This window comes from Methanothrix thermoacetophila PT (assembly GCF_000014945.1).
GTDB lineage: Archaea > Halobacteriota > Methanosarcinia > Methanotrichales > Methanotrichaceae > Methanothrix_B > Methanothrix_B thermoacetophila.
Genome location: NC_008553.1, coordinates 1,637,415 through 1,653,036 on the forward strand (window position 1 = coordinate 1,637,415; position 15,622 = coordinate 1,653,036).

The 15,622-nt window shown below is 51.9% G+C and carries 17 protein-coding genes; 12 read left to right on the forward strand and 5 right to left on the reverse strand.

Features of this window, described 5'->3' with window-relative positions; all coding sequences use genetic code 11:
* Positions 1-129 precede the first annotated feature (129 nt).
* A complete protein-coding gene (locus MTHE_RS07905) occupies positions 130-1,647 on the reverse strand; it encodes a right-handed parallel beta-helix repeat-containing protein (RefSeq protein ID WP_011696674.1) in 1,518 nt (505 codons plus the stop codon).
* The gene (locus tag MTHE_RS07910; RefSeq protein WP_011696675.1) at positions 1,595-2,950 is read right to left on the reverse strand and encodes a phosphoribosylaminoimidazolecarboxamide formyltransferase; all 1,356 of its coding nucleotides are present in this window, start codon (positions 2,948-2,950) and stop codon (positions 1,595-1,597) included. Before MTHE_RS07910 ends, MTHE_RS07905 begins: the two co-directional genes overlap by 53 nt.
* Before the next feature lie 220 nt (positions 2,951-3,170).
* On the opposite strand from MTHE_RS07910, the gene MTHE_RS07915 reads away from it, so the two are divergent.
* The 4 genes from MTHE_RS07915 (at position 3,171) to MTHE_RS07930 (ending at position 5,414) form a co-directional block, all read left to right on the forward strand.
* The gene (locus MTHE_RS07915) at positions 3,171-3,488 is read left to right on the forward strand and encodes a DUF167 domain-containing protein (RefSeq protein ID WP_175265930.1); all 318 of its coding nucleotides are present in this window, start codon (positions 3,171-3,173) and stop codon (positions 3,486-3,488) included.
* Between the two features lie 4 nt (positions 3,489-3,492).
* Positions 3,493-3,936, forward strand: a complete 444-nt coding sequence (locus MTHE_RS07920; RefSeq protein ID WP_011696677.1) for a toprim domain-containing protein — start codon at positions 3,493-3,495, stop codon at positions 3,934-3,936.
* 325 nt (positions 3,937-4,261) lie between these two features.
* Positions 4,262-4,762, forward strand: a complete 501-nt coding sequence (locus MTHE_RS07925; RefSeq protein ID WP_011696678.1) for a hypothetical protein — start codon at positions 4,262-4,264, stop codon at positions 4,760-4,762.
* 169 nt (positions 4,763-4,931) lie between these two features.
* Complete coding sequence (locus MTHE_RS07930; protein ID WP_011696679.1) at positions 4,932-5,414, forward strand: COG2426 family protein; 483 nt, start codon at positions 4,932-4,934, stop codon at positions 5,412-5,414.
* A 165-nt stretch (positions 5,415-5,579) separates the two neighbouring features.
* Here MTHE_RS07930 and MTHE_RS07935 read toward each other — a convergent pair whose 3' ends face one another.
* Positions 5,580-6,371, reverse strand: coding sequence for a class I SAM-dependent methyltransferase (locus MTHE_RS07935; protein WP_011696680.1), 792 nt, complete (start codon positions 6,369-6,371; stop codon positions 5,580-5,582).
* Between the two features lie 489 nt (positions 6,372-6,860).
* Here MTHE_RS07935 and MTHE_RS07940 point away from each other — a divergent pair, with 489 nt between their 5' ends.
* Entirely contained in the window at positions 6,861-8,684 is a 1,824-nt protein-coding gene (locus MTHE_RS07940; RefSeq protein WP_011696681.1) for a sensor histidine kinase, read from the forward strand.
* A gap of 55 nt (positions 8,685-8,739) precedes the next feature.
* On the opposite strand, the gene MTHE_RS07945 is transcribed toward MTHE_RS07940, so the two are convergent.
* Complete coding sequence (locus MTHE_RS07945) at positions 8,740-8,895, reverse strand: hypothetical protein (RefSeq protein WP_175265931.1); 156 nt, start codon at positions 8,893-8,895, stop codon at positions 8,740-8,742.
* A gap of 202 nt (positions 8,896-9,097) precedes the next feature.
* Between MTHE_RS07945 and MTHE_RS07950 the strand changes: the two genes are divergently transcribed.
* From MTHE_RS07950 to MTHE_RS07975, 6 genes are all read left to right on the forward strand, one after another.
* Complete coding sequence (locus MTHE_RS07950; RefSeq protein WP_175265683.1) at positions 9,098-9,460, forward strand: hypothetical protein; 363 nt, start codon at positions 9,098-9,100, stop codon at positions 9,458-9,460.
* A 41-nt stretch (positions 9,461-9,501) separates the two neighbouring features.
* On the forward strand, positions 9,502-9,855 hold the full coding sequence (locus MTHE_RS07955) for a transposase (RefSeq protein ID WP_175265684.1): 354 nt from the start codon (positions 9,502-9,504) through the stop codon (positions 9,853-9,855).
* A gap of 200 nt (positions 9,856-10,055) precedes the next feature.
* Positions 10,056-10,373, forward strand: coding sequence for a DUF167 domain-containing protein (locus MTHE_RS07960; protein WP_175265930.1), 318 nt, complete (start codon positions 10,056-10,058; stop codon positions 10,371-10,373).
* A gap of 4 nt (positions 10,374-10,377) precedes the next feature.
* Entirely contained in the window at positions 10,378-10,821 is a 444-nt protein-coding gene (locus tag MTHE_RS07965; RefSeq protein WP_011696677.1) for a toprim domain-containing protein, read from the forward strand.
* Between the two features lie 325 nt (positions 10,822-11,146).
* Positions 11,147-11,647: a hypothetical protein gene (locus MTHE_RS07970; protein ID WP_011696678.1), complete on the forward strand. Its 501-nt coding sequence runs from the start codon at positions 11,147-11,149 to the stop codon at positions 11,645-11,647.
* A gap of 169 nt (positions 11,648-11,816) precedes the next feature.
* Positions 11,817-12,299, forward strand: a complete 483-nt coding sequence (locus MTHE_RS07975) for a COG2426 family protein (protein WP_011696683.1) — start codon at positions 11,817-11,819, stop codon at positions 12,297-12,299.
* A 165-nt stretch (positions 12,300-12,464) separates the two neighbouring features.
* On the opposite strand, the gene MTHE_RS07980 is transcribed toward MTHE_RS07975, so the two are convergent.
* Complete coding sequence (locus tag MTHE_RS07980) at positions 12,465-13,256, reverse strand: class I SAM-dependent methyltransferase (protein WP_011696680.1); 792 nt, start codon at positions 13,254-13,256, stop codon at positions 12,465-12,467.
* A gap of 489 nt (positions 13,257-13,745) precedes the next feature.
* Between MTHE_RS07980 and MTHE_RS07985 the strand changes: the two genes are divergently transcribed.
* Positions 13,746-15,569 carry a sensor histidine kinase gene (locus tag MTHE_RS07985; protein WP_011696681.1) on the forward strand — a complete coding sequence of 608 codons (1,824 nt, stop codon included), beginning with the start codon at positions 13,746-13,748 and terminating at the stop codon, positions 15,567-15,569.
* The last annotated feature ends 53 nt before the right edge of the window (positions 15,570-15,622 follow it).

Here is a 15,622-nt window from a genome sequence, read left to right on the forward strand (position 1 = left end):
TCGGTGGAGGGAAAAGCAAATCTTTTGGGAGATTTGTTCTCAAATATCGGCCAAGTCAGATTTTCGCCAGATATCTCTGCGAGGCCATATTTCAGGGCCCATCTCTTCGATCAATCGCCCTCAGGGATCTTATAGCACAGGCGTAAACGGCGGGCGTTCAACCACCGTATTCGTATTCTCCTCGAAGACCGGAGGGGCTCTTCGTGTCGTGTACCTTATCGTGGCTCCGCTCTCATCGACCCTGATGGTATTGCCTTCCTCTGGATTGTAATGGGCGTATCGCTTTATATCCTCCAGGATCTTCTCTGTATCGATATCACCTGTGAATGGCATCACGAGCGGCCTGTAGTCGGTGGCCATCGAGCTGCCCTTGGGTATTGTATAGGGTGTATCGCCCATGCCATCTCCGTCACCATCGGATCCCCTGTAATCGCTGTAGTAATTGCCGACGGTTGTGTTCCATATGCTCTTCGTCTGATTGTCATAAGCGCTTATCACATTGTCCACAAAGTTGTTCCTGTAAATCAGATTGTTCCAGTTCTTATCGAGCCGGACACCGTGTGTGTTTCTGGATATGTTGTTCGCGCAGAGGGCGTTTCTCTGGCAGTTCTCCGTTATCTCCAGTCCGTTGTAGTTATTTGATGCGGTGTTCTTGAAAACCAGATTGTAGCTGCTGTTCGCCTGGATGCTCATGCCCACTCCAAATCCCCCCACGATCTCACTTCTCCTGTTGTTGACGAGGGTGTTCCCGGAGATGGTATTGTTGTGCGAGCCCGCCAGAAGAATTCCATAGTAGTTCAGATCTGCTTGGTTGCCCGTTGCAGAGCTATGGTTGGTGCCCCAGAAGACCAGCCCCTCAGAGTTCTTGCTCAGGGTGTTGTCTCTGACATCAATATCCTCGCAGTTCCTGAAGAAGAGCCCAGCATGTGTGTTGTTCACCGCTCTGCATCCGGTGACCGTGAATGCCCTGGAGTTCGAGGCGTTCAGTCCAGCCTTCTCGCAATCGATCATCTCTGTGCTGATGATGCTCACGTTCGAGGATCTCAGAACCAGCACGCCGGTCTTGCAGCTCTGGAATGTGGAATTGTTTATAAGAAGACCATTAAGGTCCTCGGCGAAAACACCCACCTCTGCATCCCTCACGCTTATGTTCTCCAGCGTTACATTTCTCCCAAACACGAGAATGGCAGCGTTCGGCAGGTCCAGCCTGAGATGGCCTGCGAACGTCACAGAGGTTGAAATTCCTGATGTGCCACCTGAAGAGCCTCCCTGGTATCGCTCCATGTAGTACTTGAACTTCTCTTCAGATGGTCTCTTCACCCCTGCTATCGATACTCCCTCTATCCTCACACTGTCGGATCTAACTGTTATCGCTGGAGACTGGACATCGGAGCGCATGAAGGCGCCGTATCCTATGAGCGTCAGTGGCCTGTCCACAACGAACGGCCTGTGCTCTCCAGCCTCCAGGATCAGGATATCCCCAGGAGAGGCTGAATATATCGCGCTCTGGACATCCTGGCCCGGGAGAATATGTAACGCCAGGGCTGGTGATGAGAGAAGAACCAGTACGATCGCGATTCGCAGAGCAGGGTGCTCAGTGCCTGAAGTGGCGCATCCCAGTGAACACCATGGCCATACCATGTTCATCAGCCGCCTGGATTACTTCCCTATCTCTTATCGATCCCCCCGGATGGACAACAGCGGTCGCCCCTGCCTCGTGGACCCTGTCGAGGCCATCGCGGAATGGGAAGAACGAGTCGGTCGCTGCCACGGTGCCCCTTGTATCGAGACCGTGCTCCTCAGCCTTCTCGGCGCCGAATCTGGCAGAGTCGACCCTGCTGACCTGGCCTGAGCCAATTCCTATCGTCCGGTCCGCTGTGGTGTACACCAGAGCGTTAGACTTGACGTACTTCGTGACCTTCCAGGCGAATCTGAGTGCCCTGTTCTCCTCCGGAGTAGGAGAGCGCTGCGTGACAACTCTCCACTCGAGAATGTCCTCCCGGTCGTAGTCCTGGAGCATCATCCCGCCGAACACGCTCCTGAACGCATGCCCCCTGTACAGCTCATCCTTTCTCTGGAGCATGTCCCCGATATCAAGTATCCTGCGGTTCGGCTTGTTGCGCGTGAGGAGCTCAAGCGCATCAGGCTCGTATCCGGGAGCGATGAGAACCTCCACGAAGCTGTCGCCTATCGCCTCTGCTGTTGCGAGATCGACCTTCATGTTGAATCCGATCACACCGCCGAACGCCGACTTCGGATCTGTGGCGAACGCCCACCTGTACGCCTCCTCCAGATCACTGCCGTAAGCAACACCACACGGATTCGCGTGCTTCACTATGACAGCGAGAGGCCTGTTTGTCGGCACGCCATCATACTCTGAGAGGTCTATGAGCATCTCCAGAACCGTCTCAGCGTCGACGAAGTTGTTGTAGGACATCTCCTTGCCGTTGAGCTTGACAGCCCTGAATAGCCCGAGTCCTCCAGGCCTTGCGTAGAGTGCTGCCCTCTGGTGCCAGTTCTCCCCGTATCTGAGGTCCTGGACCTTCTCGAAGAGGCTGACGCTGTACTTAGGCCAGTACATGTCTGACTGGAGAGCGTGGAGCTCGGAGGCGTCGAATGCCATGCACCTGTAAAGAGCAGAGGCAGAAGCAAGCCTTTTTACATCATCTGCGAGATTCAGGTCTCTGCTGATTGCCTCGAGCATATCATTATCCCCGCATTCAAGAACAGCGCCACCGCCGTGGATGGCGGATCTTATCAGCAATCGACCATTCGAGCTTGAGATCACGGATTCGTCGTAGATGAGAAGACTCCCCGACCAGTCGTTGGGCAGAGAAAAAGCCGGATTTGAAAGGGTGAAGATATCCAGGCCGAGCTCCTGCAGCTTCCTTGCAATCTCCTTCGCCCGTTCAGAGGCTCCGGCGGGGATCACAGCTTGCCTGAGCTTCATGGAACCTTGACATGCAATGCAGCGACAATATTTTAAGGTTGCCCTCGAAAGCCCACCATCACACGAATTTGAAAATACATGTCTTTAAGTGTTATTAATATGAAATAAATTGCTACTATATGCAGAACGGGTATGCTCTTTCGGCGAGCCGGCTTGAGACCCCTCTTTTGTGAAATCCCTGATAGTCAATTTTTTATCACAATGCTGCGAATATGCAGTTGTGAAGACTCTGGACGATGCGATCGAGCGCCATCCTGATGGAGTGGTTCTGCATATCGATGTTATACCGGGATCGTCGGAGCTTGTGGTTCCAGCGGGCTTCAACGCCTGGAGGGGCAGCATCGAGGTCAGGCTTACTGAGAGGGCTGATAAGGGTAAAGCCAACAGACAGCTTCTCCAGGAGATATCCAGGGCGTTTGGGCTCACTCAGGGTGATGTGGAGATAATGAGCGGCCACAGGAGCCAGAGGAAGGTGGTTCTCATGAGAGGCATCGATGCCGAATCCGTTCTGGCGGCTCTCAGGAGATCGATCAGGTGATCGAATGAGACCGCACAGGAAGAACTACGATCTTGAGGCACTCGAGGAGCAGATAGAGGCGCTTCTGGATGCATCGGAGCGAGGCGCAGCTGTAATCGTCGAAGGGCCGCGCGACAGGGATGCACTTCGCAGGATTGGCGTTCCTGGTCCAATACTGATGTCCTCCCAGAGATCTTGTCTGGAGCTTGCAGAGGAGAGTGCGAGATCGTATAGTGAGATCGTGCTGATGACCGACTGGGATGCGCGTGGGGAGGAGATCGCCCACAAGATGGAGGAGTTCCTCCGTCCCACTGGAGTCAGGGTCGATGTGGAGATCAGAAAGCGGCTCAAGATTCTCGTCAGAAAGGAGATAAAGGATGTCGAGAGCCTCTGGATTTTCCTGGAGAGGGCCCGTGAGAGCCAGGGTCTGAGCGATCTCGGGATACGCGCTGTAAGGCGAGCGACATGAGACTCAGGGGCTCTGCATCCATGAGGGGCGTGTCCGAATAAGGATTAAGTGTTTCTAATATGCATAAGCGGCAAGCTCCAGATTTCTGGACTCAGCTCACATCCAAACAGGCCCTGGAATACAAGTTGTGGGCCTGGATTACAGAATGCCGGGAATCGGCGTCGCTCTTATCCATATGATGACTTGCCAGAAGGGACACTGGTCCTGCTATGCACTTCTGGCTAACGAATAGGTTTCAGCAACCAGCTTGTATGTCCTTCAAGTTGCTAGACACGTAAGAGCGATCGGCGTTTATTGGCAAAATTGCATGAATCCCGAGGGTCACATGTTGATCTGGATTAACGAGGGCACATTGCTCGAAGATCCATGGTTAACATACAGCTCCTCTTCCATCGTGGAATCACTCTGTGAGCCATCCTTTTATATCGATTGCCCCATACAGCAGAACGGTGGTATGATGGTGTCCATAAAAGTCGATGCGGATGCGAAGGCCAGGCTGCAGGGCGACGAGAGCCTCGAGAGGTACCCAATAGTCGCAAAGGTTACGGGAAGCGGGAAGGATGGATCTCTGGGGGTGAGGATATCGAGCGATGGTGAGCCCTTGCCAGCAGCGGTCTCAGTTAATGGAGATGTCGGCATCGATATCAGAGAGCTTTCGAGCGTTGCGGAGTCCCTTGCGAAGCTCGTCTCTTCCGGTCTCAAGATATCTGATGCTCCGGTTACCGTATCGCTTGAAGAGATTCCGGTTGATCTCACCATCTCCGTCTATTCACCCAAAGAGGAGCAGGTCTTCCGGGTCCAGATAAAGGGATCACTGGGTAAATGAGGTTGTGTGAGATCATCATCGATGTCTCCAGCAATCAATTCCAAATGCTTCATGAATCTCGTCCAGGGCAATCGATTCCTGCAGTCTCATTCAGCTATTCAAGCCAGAGATCGAACAAATTTGTTATCCGCTATGGAGTTTCAGCCATCCCTTTTATGCTGGAGGTTTTATGATTGAGATTCCGGAATGGGCGATGGTCATGCTGCTGGCAATGTCGCCCATATCAGAGCTTTGCGGAGCGATACCCCTGGCGATTGCCTGCGGCTACTCTCCCCTCGAGGCATACGCGATCTCGGTCATTGGGAATCTGATCCCTGTGGCACCCTTGCTGCTCTTTCTGGGCCCGGTGTCCTCTTTTCTCATGAGATATCCTCCTGGATACCGGTTCTTCACGTGGCTCTTCTCGAGAACCAGAAGGAAATACATCGAGGGCAGGGAAGAGGTTGGTTTTGCCGCCTTGACGCTCTTTGTCGCCATTCCCCTGCCGGTAACCGGTGCCTGGACTGGATGCGTTCTTGCATTTCTTCTCGGATTCAGGCCACTTCCTGCATTTCTCTCAATAGCACTGGGTGTGCTCATAGCAGGCGTGGTAGTGACAGCAGCCGTCACCGGTGCGTTTGCACTCTGCCATACGATACAGATGAGCATTTGAGAGCAACGTGAACGAGCAGATGTGAGCGCTCTTGTTCATCCGATATCCGTCTGCGGAATCGTTGGCCCTGTATGCGTTTGCGGATAATGTGTGCTTCCAGCAGGCAGGATTGAGCGAACCTCCAGTTACCAAACACATATGAGCGCATGATGTGCGCTTCAACACTCAATCCGGCTGCTTCTCAGCCAGAGCCTGCAGCCGCATCATTCTGACGTGTATCATGCCATCGGGAGATGAATAACGATCGATGTAGCGCCTCGCTATCTCCTGGACAAATGGAGAGCGCAGCTCCACAGGAAGCCTCTGGAGATAAGGATGCCATGTTGATCTCAGGAAACCCTCGAGCGCCTCGCGGCTGCTGTGCACCATATCCTTGGGTATGAGTTTCACACTCACGGTGTGGAGACCTGCCGCCGGGATCCACATCTCGTAATCATCAGGTTCGTAGAAGAAGTACGGGAATTGGAAGTCCTTGAAGTAAGAGGCAAAGCTTTCCTCCAGACACACCTCTGATGTTGTATCCAAAAGCTGAGCCGCGTTTCCCCTGCCGCCACACTGCACGAGCATCCTGCCGCCGGGAACAAGGCTCCTGTATATGCCTTGCAGGACTGAGAGGTGGTCCCTGATCCAGTGGAGGCAGGCGAATGACACCACTATATCGAACTCCTCATCGAAGCGGAGGTCGAGTGCGTCACCCTGCTCGAATCTCAGGTTCCTGAAGATCACAGGAGAATACCTGCGCCTCGCGAATGATATCATATCCGGGGAGATGTCTATTCCGAGGACAGATCCATCAGGCACAAGCTGTGAGATCCGGGCGGTGATCTTTCCATCGCCACAGCCGATATCGAGTATGCGCTCGTCTCCTCTGATACTCAGCTCTGAGAGCGCACTCATAGCCCACTCCTGCTGAGCCGAGGAGCACCTCTCGTACTCCTCCGGATCCCATGTGTACATGATATGGTGGTTCAGACTCGATCCAGATAAATACACTTCCGATTCTGGAGGATTGATGAGAATCTCCGGCATCCAGGCAGTGAAGCACCGTATAATTCTGTGAGGGATCATGAGATCTCCGGACACTCTACGATATCCAGTTACAGACTGCGAATTCACTGCCCACCGGAATTGGGAAAACGTTTATCGTCGCCAGGCTTCTGCGATATCCAGTTACAGACTGCAGATTCCCTGCCCACCTGTGGTATCATTCCCGGAATCCGAGAAATGCTCAAAACGCTCTTGTGTATTCAGCAACTTAGAGGACATGTAGTCCGGTTGCTGGAAGCACTCATTCATTCTCCAAGAACGCATGCCGGGGCCATTGTCTTTCCAGAAAGTCACCGTATGGATAAGAGCTTACTCGAAAATGCAAAAGATTTAGATAGGATGCTGGAATTTCATATTCTGGGGGCTGAAAAGGAACTCTGAGAGGGGTTCATAATATTCATGAATCGGGGTTATAACGGATCTGAGGAGGGTGGGCGACCGAACCGCTATTTGACGTTTCGCCGTGCTCTCCTGCTGGGCACGGCTATCCTGATCGTAAGATCCGCGATCGTTCTCTACCTCGAGGATCAGGAGCAACTGCGCGTAACCATAGATGATATCATTTTCCCGGTGGTCAACGGGCTTGCTGCACTCTCTCTCTTCAGAGCGGCGAGGACCACGAGATCAAAGGATGAGATGATGTACATCGCCTGGGCGTTCTTCGCAGTTGCGCAGGTGCTTTACGCCCTTGGAGATGTCCTCTGGAGCATCCTGGAGATCGGATTGAAGGAGACACCATTTCCGTCGATTGCTGATGGCCCCTACCTCGCATACTATCCTCTTTTCCTCATCGGCGTCCTTCTGCTCCCATCCACCTACCAGAGCACCTTCGAGCGCATAAAGTCCCTCCTGGACACGGGTGTTGTGACGATATTCGCAATCCTGATCTTCTGGAGCCTTCTCATCGCACCCACGGTCGCGACGCTTGAGGAACCAGATCCTCTCGCAAACGCGATCGCGGTCGCGTATCCGGTTGCGGATCTCGTTCTGGCATTCGCCCTCATAGCGCTCATCTTCAGAAGAATAGAGCATATAGCGCAACGACCCATCCTGCTTCTGGCAGCAGGCGCTGTTTTCATGATAATAGCGGATTCGAGATTCATGGTTCAGGCTCTGAGAGATGTCTATGTGCCCGCAACACTCGGCGACAGCTTCTGGCTGATCTCCTACATACTCACCGGACTTGCAGGAGTGCTTCAGGTGGAGACCGTCTGCGTGCCAGTAAAACCATCTGCAGAGCGACCATCACCTGGGTTCACATGGCCTCTGTACATCCCATACATCTGTGCCATCTCTGCATATGCATTCCTGATCTGGAGCATTGAACAAGAGGACGTCAACCTTTATATCCGCCACCACCATCTCGCCGCGGGCGTCGGGATGATAATACTGCTCATAATACTGAGGCAGATAATCGCGATCAAGGAGAATACGATGCTTTACGCGGCCGCCCAGAAAGAGCTGCATCAGAGGATCGCTTCTGAGCGTGAGAAGGAGCACCTCATAAAAGAGCTTGAGTCCAAGACATCGGAGATGGAGAGGTTCATATACACCGTCTCTCACGACCTCAGATCGCCTCTGATCACTGTCAGCGGGTTTCTTGGGTTCCTGAGGGATGATATTGAGAAGGGCGCATGGGATAAGGTTGGGGAGGACATCGATATACTTGAGGGCGCAATCACGAAGATGGACATGCTGCTCCAAGATACGCTGGAGCTCAGCCGCATCGGCCGGATGATGAACCCACCTGAGGACGTGCTATTCTCTGATATCGTCAGAGAGGCTCTGGAGCAGACCTCTGAGAGGATAAGGTCCAGGGGCGTGAGCGTGGTTGTGACGGGTGACATGCCAGTGGTCCACGTGGACAGGATGAGGGCTGTGGAGGCGCTTGTCAATCTCATAGAGAACAGTGCCAAGTACATGGGAGATCAGAGGGATCCGAGGATAGAGATTGGATGCATGAGGGACGGTGAAACTGTATTCTATGTAAAAGATAACGGCATCGGGATAGACCCAAAAAACCACAAGAGGGTATTCGAGCTCTTCTATAAGGTGGATAACAGATCAGAGGGCGCCGGCGCCGGACTGGCCATCGTCAAAAAGATCATCGAGGTTCATGGTGGCCGGATATGGATAGAGTCAGAGCTGGGAAGGGGATGCACGGTCTTCTTCACCCTGCCTCTATCGGATAGCTCCATAACTGAGGACGACTCCAATCGGTAGGCCCCAAACAGCAAGGTCGCTCTCAGGGCGCGGGCTCCGGTCTTCCTGCAGGAGCTCACCTTACCCTCTCAACATCATCCGAATGGCATGAAGGACACCTGGGCCCGACGCCGATTCCCTTGAACTTGTGGCCGCATGAGCGACAGACGTAATCGGTCGGGAAGAACGACTCGGGGTCACCCATGTCCGGAGGACCTCCAACTGCGCACACAGATATCACCTCGAAGATATATCACTAAAAATCATTAATTATACTTTTCGGAGGTGACGCTGGTGCAGTCAAAGCATGTGCTGCGGGATTTCATAATGCAAAAGCCAGATGCGGGTGTGTCTAATATGCTAATATTAGAATATGCTGTATTCCAAAGTTAAGCTAAGATAAATTTTAATATACCATAAAACAAGCAAATAACATGCTTAAGAGATGGGATACAAGATTATACGATATTAAGTTAATATTAGAAGTATTTGATTCGTTATCGTTAGATTTGCGATCAATAAATGCTCCAAAACCAAAAGTTTATGATTTGGAGACCATAATTAAGGCACTTTTGATAAAAGAGTTTGAGGGGCATTCTTTAAGATCAGCAGAAGTTAGGATTAAAGAAGTGCTTGGAATAAGAATTGATCATTCAGTTTTGCATTTCTGGGAAAAGAATTTATCTTCAAATATTGAAGAGATATTAAATAAAGTTCTTGAAAGGTTACAATCAATAGATTATACAGATAGTTTCATTGATTCCACTAAATTCGCAAATAAAAAAAGGATATCATAAAGATACAAGCAATAACCAGGAAAAATGAAACGATATTCCCTGTGGAAACGAGGATAAAATCGGAACTAACAGTGCCTGAGGGATCAGGCTATTTATTTGGTGACGGTGAATATGATTCCAGGAAATTTTTGAATGATGTTGTAGATAAAGGTTACATGCCTGTTATTAAACCGAGAAAAATAAGTGCCGGTGGTTTTGGATCCAGAATCAGAGATCGGATCTTTAATAGAGAAATATACAAACACAGATCAGTTTGTGAAGGATTCTTTGGTGCTTTGACCAATTGGTTTGGAGATAGAATACCATGTTTCCTCGAAGAGACAACTATTACAAGGATGCTTCTGAGAGTACTGGCTTATGCATTGAGAATTCTATCAAGATTTAGTATAAAATAAATTTGAATGATAGACACACCCCCCTCGAAAGCCCACCATCACACGAATTTGAAAATACATGTCTTTAAGTGTTATTAATATGAAATAAATTGCTACTATATGCAGAACGGGTATGCTCTTTCGGCGAGCCGGCTTGAGACCCCTCTTTTGTGAAATCCCTGATAGTCAATTTTTTATCACAATGCTGCGAATATGCAGTTGTGAAGACTCTGGACGATGCGATCGAGCGCCATCCTGATGGAGTGGTTCTGCATATCGATGTTATACCGGGATCGTCGGAGCTTGTGGTTCCAGCGGGCTTCAACGCCTGGAGGGGCAGCATCGAGGTCAGGCTTACTGAGAGGGCTGATAAGGGTAAAGCCAACAGACAGCTTCTCCAGGAGATATCCAGGGCGTTTGGGCTCACTCAGGGTGATGTGGAGATAATGAGCGGCCACAGGAGCCAGAGGAAGGTGGTTCTCATGAGAGGCATCGATGCCGAATCCGTTCTGGCGGCTCTCAGGAGATCGATCAGGTGATCGAATGAGACCGCACAGGAAGAACTACGATCTTGAGGCACTCGAGGAGCAGATAGAGGCGCTTCTGGATGCATCGGAGCGAGGCGCAGCTGTAATCGTCGAAGGGCCGCGCGACAGGGATGCACTTCGCAGGATTGGCGTTCCTGGTCCAATACTGATGTCCTCCCAGAGATCTTGTCTGGAGCTTGCAGAGGAGAGTGCGAGATCGTATAGTGAGATCGTGCTGATGACCGACTGGGATGCGCGTGGGGAGGAGATCGCCCACAAGATGGAGGAGTTCCTCCGTCCCACTGGAGTCAGGGTCGATGTGGAGATCAGAAAGCGGCTCAAGATTCTCGTCAGAAAGGAGATAAAGGATGTCGAGAGCCTCTGGATTTTCCTGGAGAGGGCCCGTGAGAGCCAGGGTCTGAGCGATCTCGGGATACGCGCTGTAAGGCGAGCGACATGAGACTCAGGGGCTCTGCATCCATGAGGGGCGTGTCCGAATAAGGATTAAGTGTTTCTAATATGCATAAGCGGCAAGCTCCAGATTTCTGGACTCAGCTCACATCCAAACAGGCCCTGGAATACAAGTTGTGGGCCTGGATTACAGAATGCCGGGAATCGGCGTCGCTCTTATCCATATGATGACTTGCCAGAAGGGACACTGGTCCTGCTATGCACTTCTGGCTAACGAATAGGTTTCAGCAACCAGCTTGTATGTCCTTCAAGTTGCTAGACACGTAAGAGCGATCGGCGTTTATTGGCAAAATTGCATGAATCCCGAGGGTCACATGTTGATCTGGATTAACGAGGGCACATTGCTCGAAGATCCATGGTTAACATACAGCTCCTCTTCCATCGTGGAATCACTCTGTGAGCCATCCTTTTATATCGATTGCCCCATACAGCAGAACGGTGGTATGATGGTGTCCATAAAAGTCGATGCGGATGCGAAGGCCAGGCTGCAGGGCGACGAGAGCCTCGAGAGGTACCCAATAGTCGCAAAGGTTACGGGAAGCGGGAAGGATGGATCTCTGGGGGTGAGGATATCGAGCGATGGTGAGCCCTTGCCAGCAGCGGTCTCAGTTAATGGAGATGTCGGCATCGATATCAGAGAGCTTTCGAGCGTTGCGGAGTCCCTTGCGAAGCTCGTCTCTTCCGGTCTCAAGATATCTGATGCTCCGGTTACCGTATCGCTTGAAGAGATTCCGGTTGATCTCACCATCTCCGTCTATTCACCCAAAGAGGAGCAGGTCTTCCGGGTCCAGATAAAGGGATCACTGGGTAAATGAGGTTGTGTGAGATCATCATCGATGTCTCCAGCAATCAATTCCAAATGCTTCATGAATCTCGTCCAGGGCAATCGATTCCTGCAGTCTCATTCAGCTATTCAAGCCAGAGATCGAACAAATTTGTTATCCGCTATGGAGTTTCAGCCATCCCTTTTATGCTGGAGGTTTTATGATTGAGATTCCGGAATGGGCGATGGTCATGCTGCTGGCAATGTCGCCCATATCAGAGCTTCGCGGAGCGATACCCCTGGCGATTGCCTGCGGCTACTCTCCCCTCGAGGCATACGCGATCTCGGTCATTGGGAATCTGATCCCTGTGGCACCCTTGCTGCTCTTTCTGGGCCCGGTGTCCTCTTTTCTCATGAGATATCCTCCTGGATACCGGTTCTTCACGTGGCTCTTCTCGAGAACCAGAAGGAAATACATCGAGGGCAGGGAAGAGGTTGGTTTTGCCGCCTTGACGCTCTTTGTCGCCATTCCCCTGCCGGTAACCGGTGCCTGGACTGGATGCGTTCTTGCATTTCTTCTCGGATTCAGGCCACTTCCTGCATTTCTCTCAATAGCACTGGGTGTGCTCATAGCAGGCGTGGTAGTGACAGCAGCCGTCACCGGTGCGTTTGCACTCTGCCATACGATACAGATGAGCATTTGAGAGCAACGTGAACGAGCAGATGTGAGCGCTCTTGTTCATCCGATATCCGTCTGCGGAATCGTTGGCCCTGTATGCGTTTGCGGATAATGTGTGCTTCCAGCAGGCAGGATTGAGCGAACCTCCAGTTACCAAACACATATGAGCGCATGATGTGCGCTTCAACACTCAATCCGGCTGCTTCTCAGCCAGAGCCTGCAGCCGCATCATTCTGACGTGTATCATGCCATCGGGAGATGAATAACGATCGATGTAGCGCCTCGCTATCTCCTGGACAAATGGAGAGCGCAGCTCCACAGGAAGCCTCTGGAGATAAGGATGCCATGTTGATCTCAGGAAACCCTCGAGCGCCTCGCGGCTGCTGTGCACCATATCCTTGGGTATGAGTTTCACACTCACGGTGTGGAGACCTGCCGCCGGGATCCACATCTCGTAATCATCAGGTTCGTAGAAGAAGTACGGGAATTGGAAGTCCTTGAAGTAAGAGGCAAAGCTTTCCTCCAGACACACCTCTGATGTTGTATCCAAAAGCTGAGCCGCGTTTCCCCTGCCGCCACACTGCACGAGCATCCTGCCGCCGGGAACAAGGCTCCTGTATATGCCTTGCAGGACTGAGAGGTGGTCCCTGATCCAGTGGAGGCAGGCGAATGACACCACTATATCGAACTCCTCATCGAAGCGGAGGTCGAGTGCGTCACCCTGCTCGAATCTCAGGTTCCTGAAGATCACAGGAGAATACCTGCGCCTCGCGAATGATATCATATCCGGGGAGATGTCTATTCCGAGGACAGATCCATCAGGCACAAGCTGTGAGATCCGGGCGGTGATCTTTCCATCGCCACAGCCGATATCGAGTATGCGCTCGTCTCCTCTGATACTCAGCTCTGAGAGCGCACTCATAGCCCACTCCTGCTGAGCCGAGGAGCACCTCTCGTACTCCTCCGGATCCCATGTGTACATGATATGGTGGTTCAGACTCGATCCAGATAAATACACTTCCGATTCTGGAGGATTGATGAGAATCTCCGGCATCCAGGCAGTGAAGCACCGTATAATTCTGTGAGGGATCATGAGATCTCCGGACACTCTACGATATCCAGTTACAGACTGCGAATTCACTGCCCACCGGAATTGGGAAAACGTTTATCGTCGCCAGGCTTCTGCGATATCCAGTTACAGACTGCAGATTCCCTGCCCACCTGTGGTATCATTCCCGGAATCCGAGAAATGCTCAAAACGCTCTTGTGTATTCAGCAACTTAGAGGACATGTAGTCCGGTTGCTGGAAGCACTCATTCATTCTCCAAGAACGCATGCCGGGGCCATTGTCTTTCCAGAAAGTCACCGTATGGATAAGAGCTTACTCGAAAATGCAAAAGATTTAGATAGGATGCTGGAATTTCATATTCTGGGGGCTGAAAAGGAACTCTGAGAGGGGTTCATAATATTCATGAATCGGGGTTATAACGGATCTGAGGAGGGTGGGCGACCGAACCGCTATTTGACGTTTCGCCGTGCTCTCCTGCTGGGCACGGCTATCCTGATCGTAAGATCCGCGATCGTTCTCTACCTCGAGGATCAGGAGCAACTGCGCGTAACCATAGATGATATCATTTTCCCGGTGGTCAACGGGCTTGCTGCACTCTCTCTCTTCAGAGCGGCGAGGACCACGAGATCAAAGGATGAGATGATGTACATCGCCTGGGCGTTCTTCGCAGTTGCGCAGGTGCTTTACGCCCTTGGAGATGTCCTCTGGAGCATCCTGGAGATCGGATTGAAGGAGACACCATTTCCGTCGATTGCTGATGGCCCCTACCTCGCATACTATCCTCTTTTCCTCATCGGCGTCCTTCTGCTCCCATCCACCTACCAGAGCACCTTCGAGCGCATAAAGTCCCTCCTGGACACGGGTGTTGTGACGATATTCGCAATCCTGATCTTCTGGAGCCTTCTCATCGCACCCACGGTCGCGACGCTTGAGGAACCAGATCCTCTCGCAAACGCGATCGCGGTCGCGTATCCGGTTGCGGATCTCGTTCTGGCATTCGCCCTCATAGCGCTCATCTTCAGAAGAATAGAGCATATAGCGCAACGACCCATCCTGCTTCTGGCAGCAGGCGCTGTTTTCATGATAATAGCGGATTCGAGATTCATGGTTCAGGCTCTGAGAGATGTCTATGTGCCCGCAACACTCGGCGACAGCTTCTGGCTGATCTCCTACATACTCACCGGACTTGCAGGAGTGCTTCAGGTGGAGACCGTCTGCGTGCCAGTAAAACCATCTGCAGAGCGACCATCACCTGGGTTCACATGGCCTCTGTACATCCCATACATCTGTGCCATCTCTGCATATGCATTCCTGATCTGGAGCATTGAACAAGAGGACGTCAACCTTTATATCCGCCACCACCATCTCGCCGCGGGCGTCGGGATGATAATACTGCTCATAATACTGAGGCAGATAATCGCGATCAAGGAGAATACGATGCTTTACGCGGCCGCCCAGAAAGAGCTGCATCAGAGGATCGCTTCTGAGCGTGAGAAGGAGCACCTCATAAAAGAGCTTGAGTCCAAGACATCGGAGATGGAGAGGTTCATATACACCGTCTCTCACGACCTCAGATCGCCTCTGATCACTGTCAGCGGGTTTCTTGGGTTCCTGAGGGATGATATTGAGAAGGGCGCATGGGATAAGGTTGGGGAGGACATCGATATACTTGAGGGCGCAATCACGAAGATGGACATGCTGCTCCAAGATACGCTGGAGCTCAGCCGCATCGGCCGGATGATGAACCCACCTGAGGACGTGCTATTCTCTGATATCGTCAGAGAGGCTCTGGAGCAGACCTCTGAGAGGATAAGGTCCAGGGGCGTGAGCGTGGTTGTGACGGGTGACATGCCAGTGGTCCACGTGGACAGGATGAGGGCTGTGGAGGCGCTTGTCAATCTCATAGAGAACAGTGCCAAGTACATGGGAGATCAGAGGGATCCGAGGATAGAGATTGGATGCATGAGGGACGGTGAAACTGTATTCTATGTAAAAGATAACGGCATCGGGATAGACCCAAAAAACCACAAGAGGGTATTCGAGCTCTTCTATAAGGTGGATAACAGATCAGAGGGCGCCGGCGCCGGACTGGCCATCGTCAAAAAGATCATCGAGGTTCATGGTGGCCGGATATGGATAGAGTCAGAGCTGGGAAGGGGATGCACGGTCTTCTTCACCCTGCCTCTATCGGATAGCTCCATAACTGAGGACGACTCCAATCGGTAGGCCCCAAACAGCAAGGTCGCTCTCAGGGCGCGGGCTCCGGTCTTCCTGCAGGA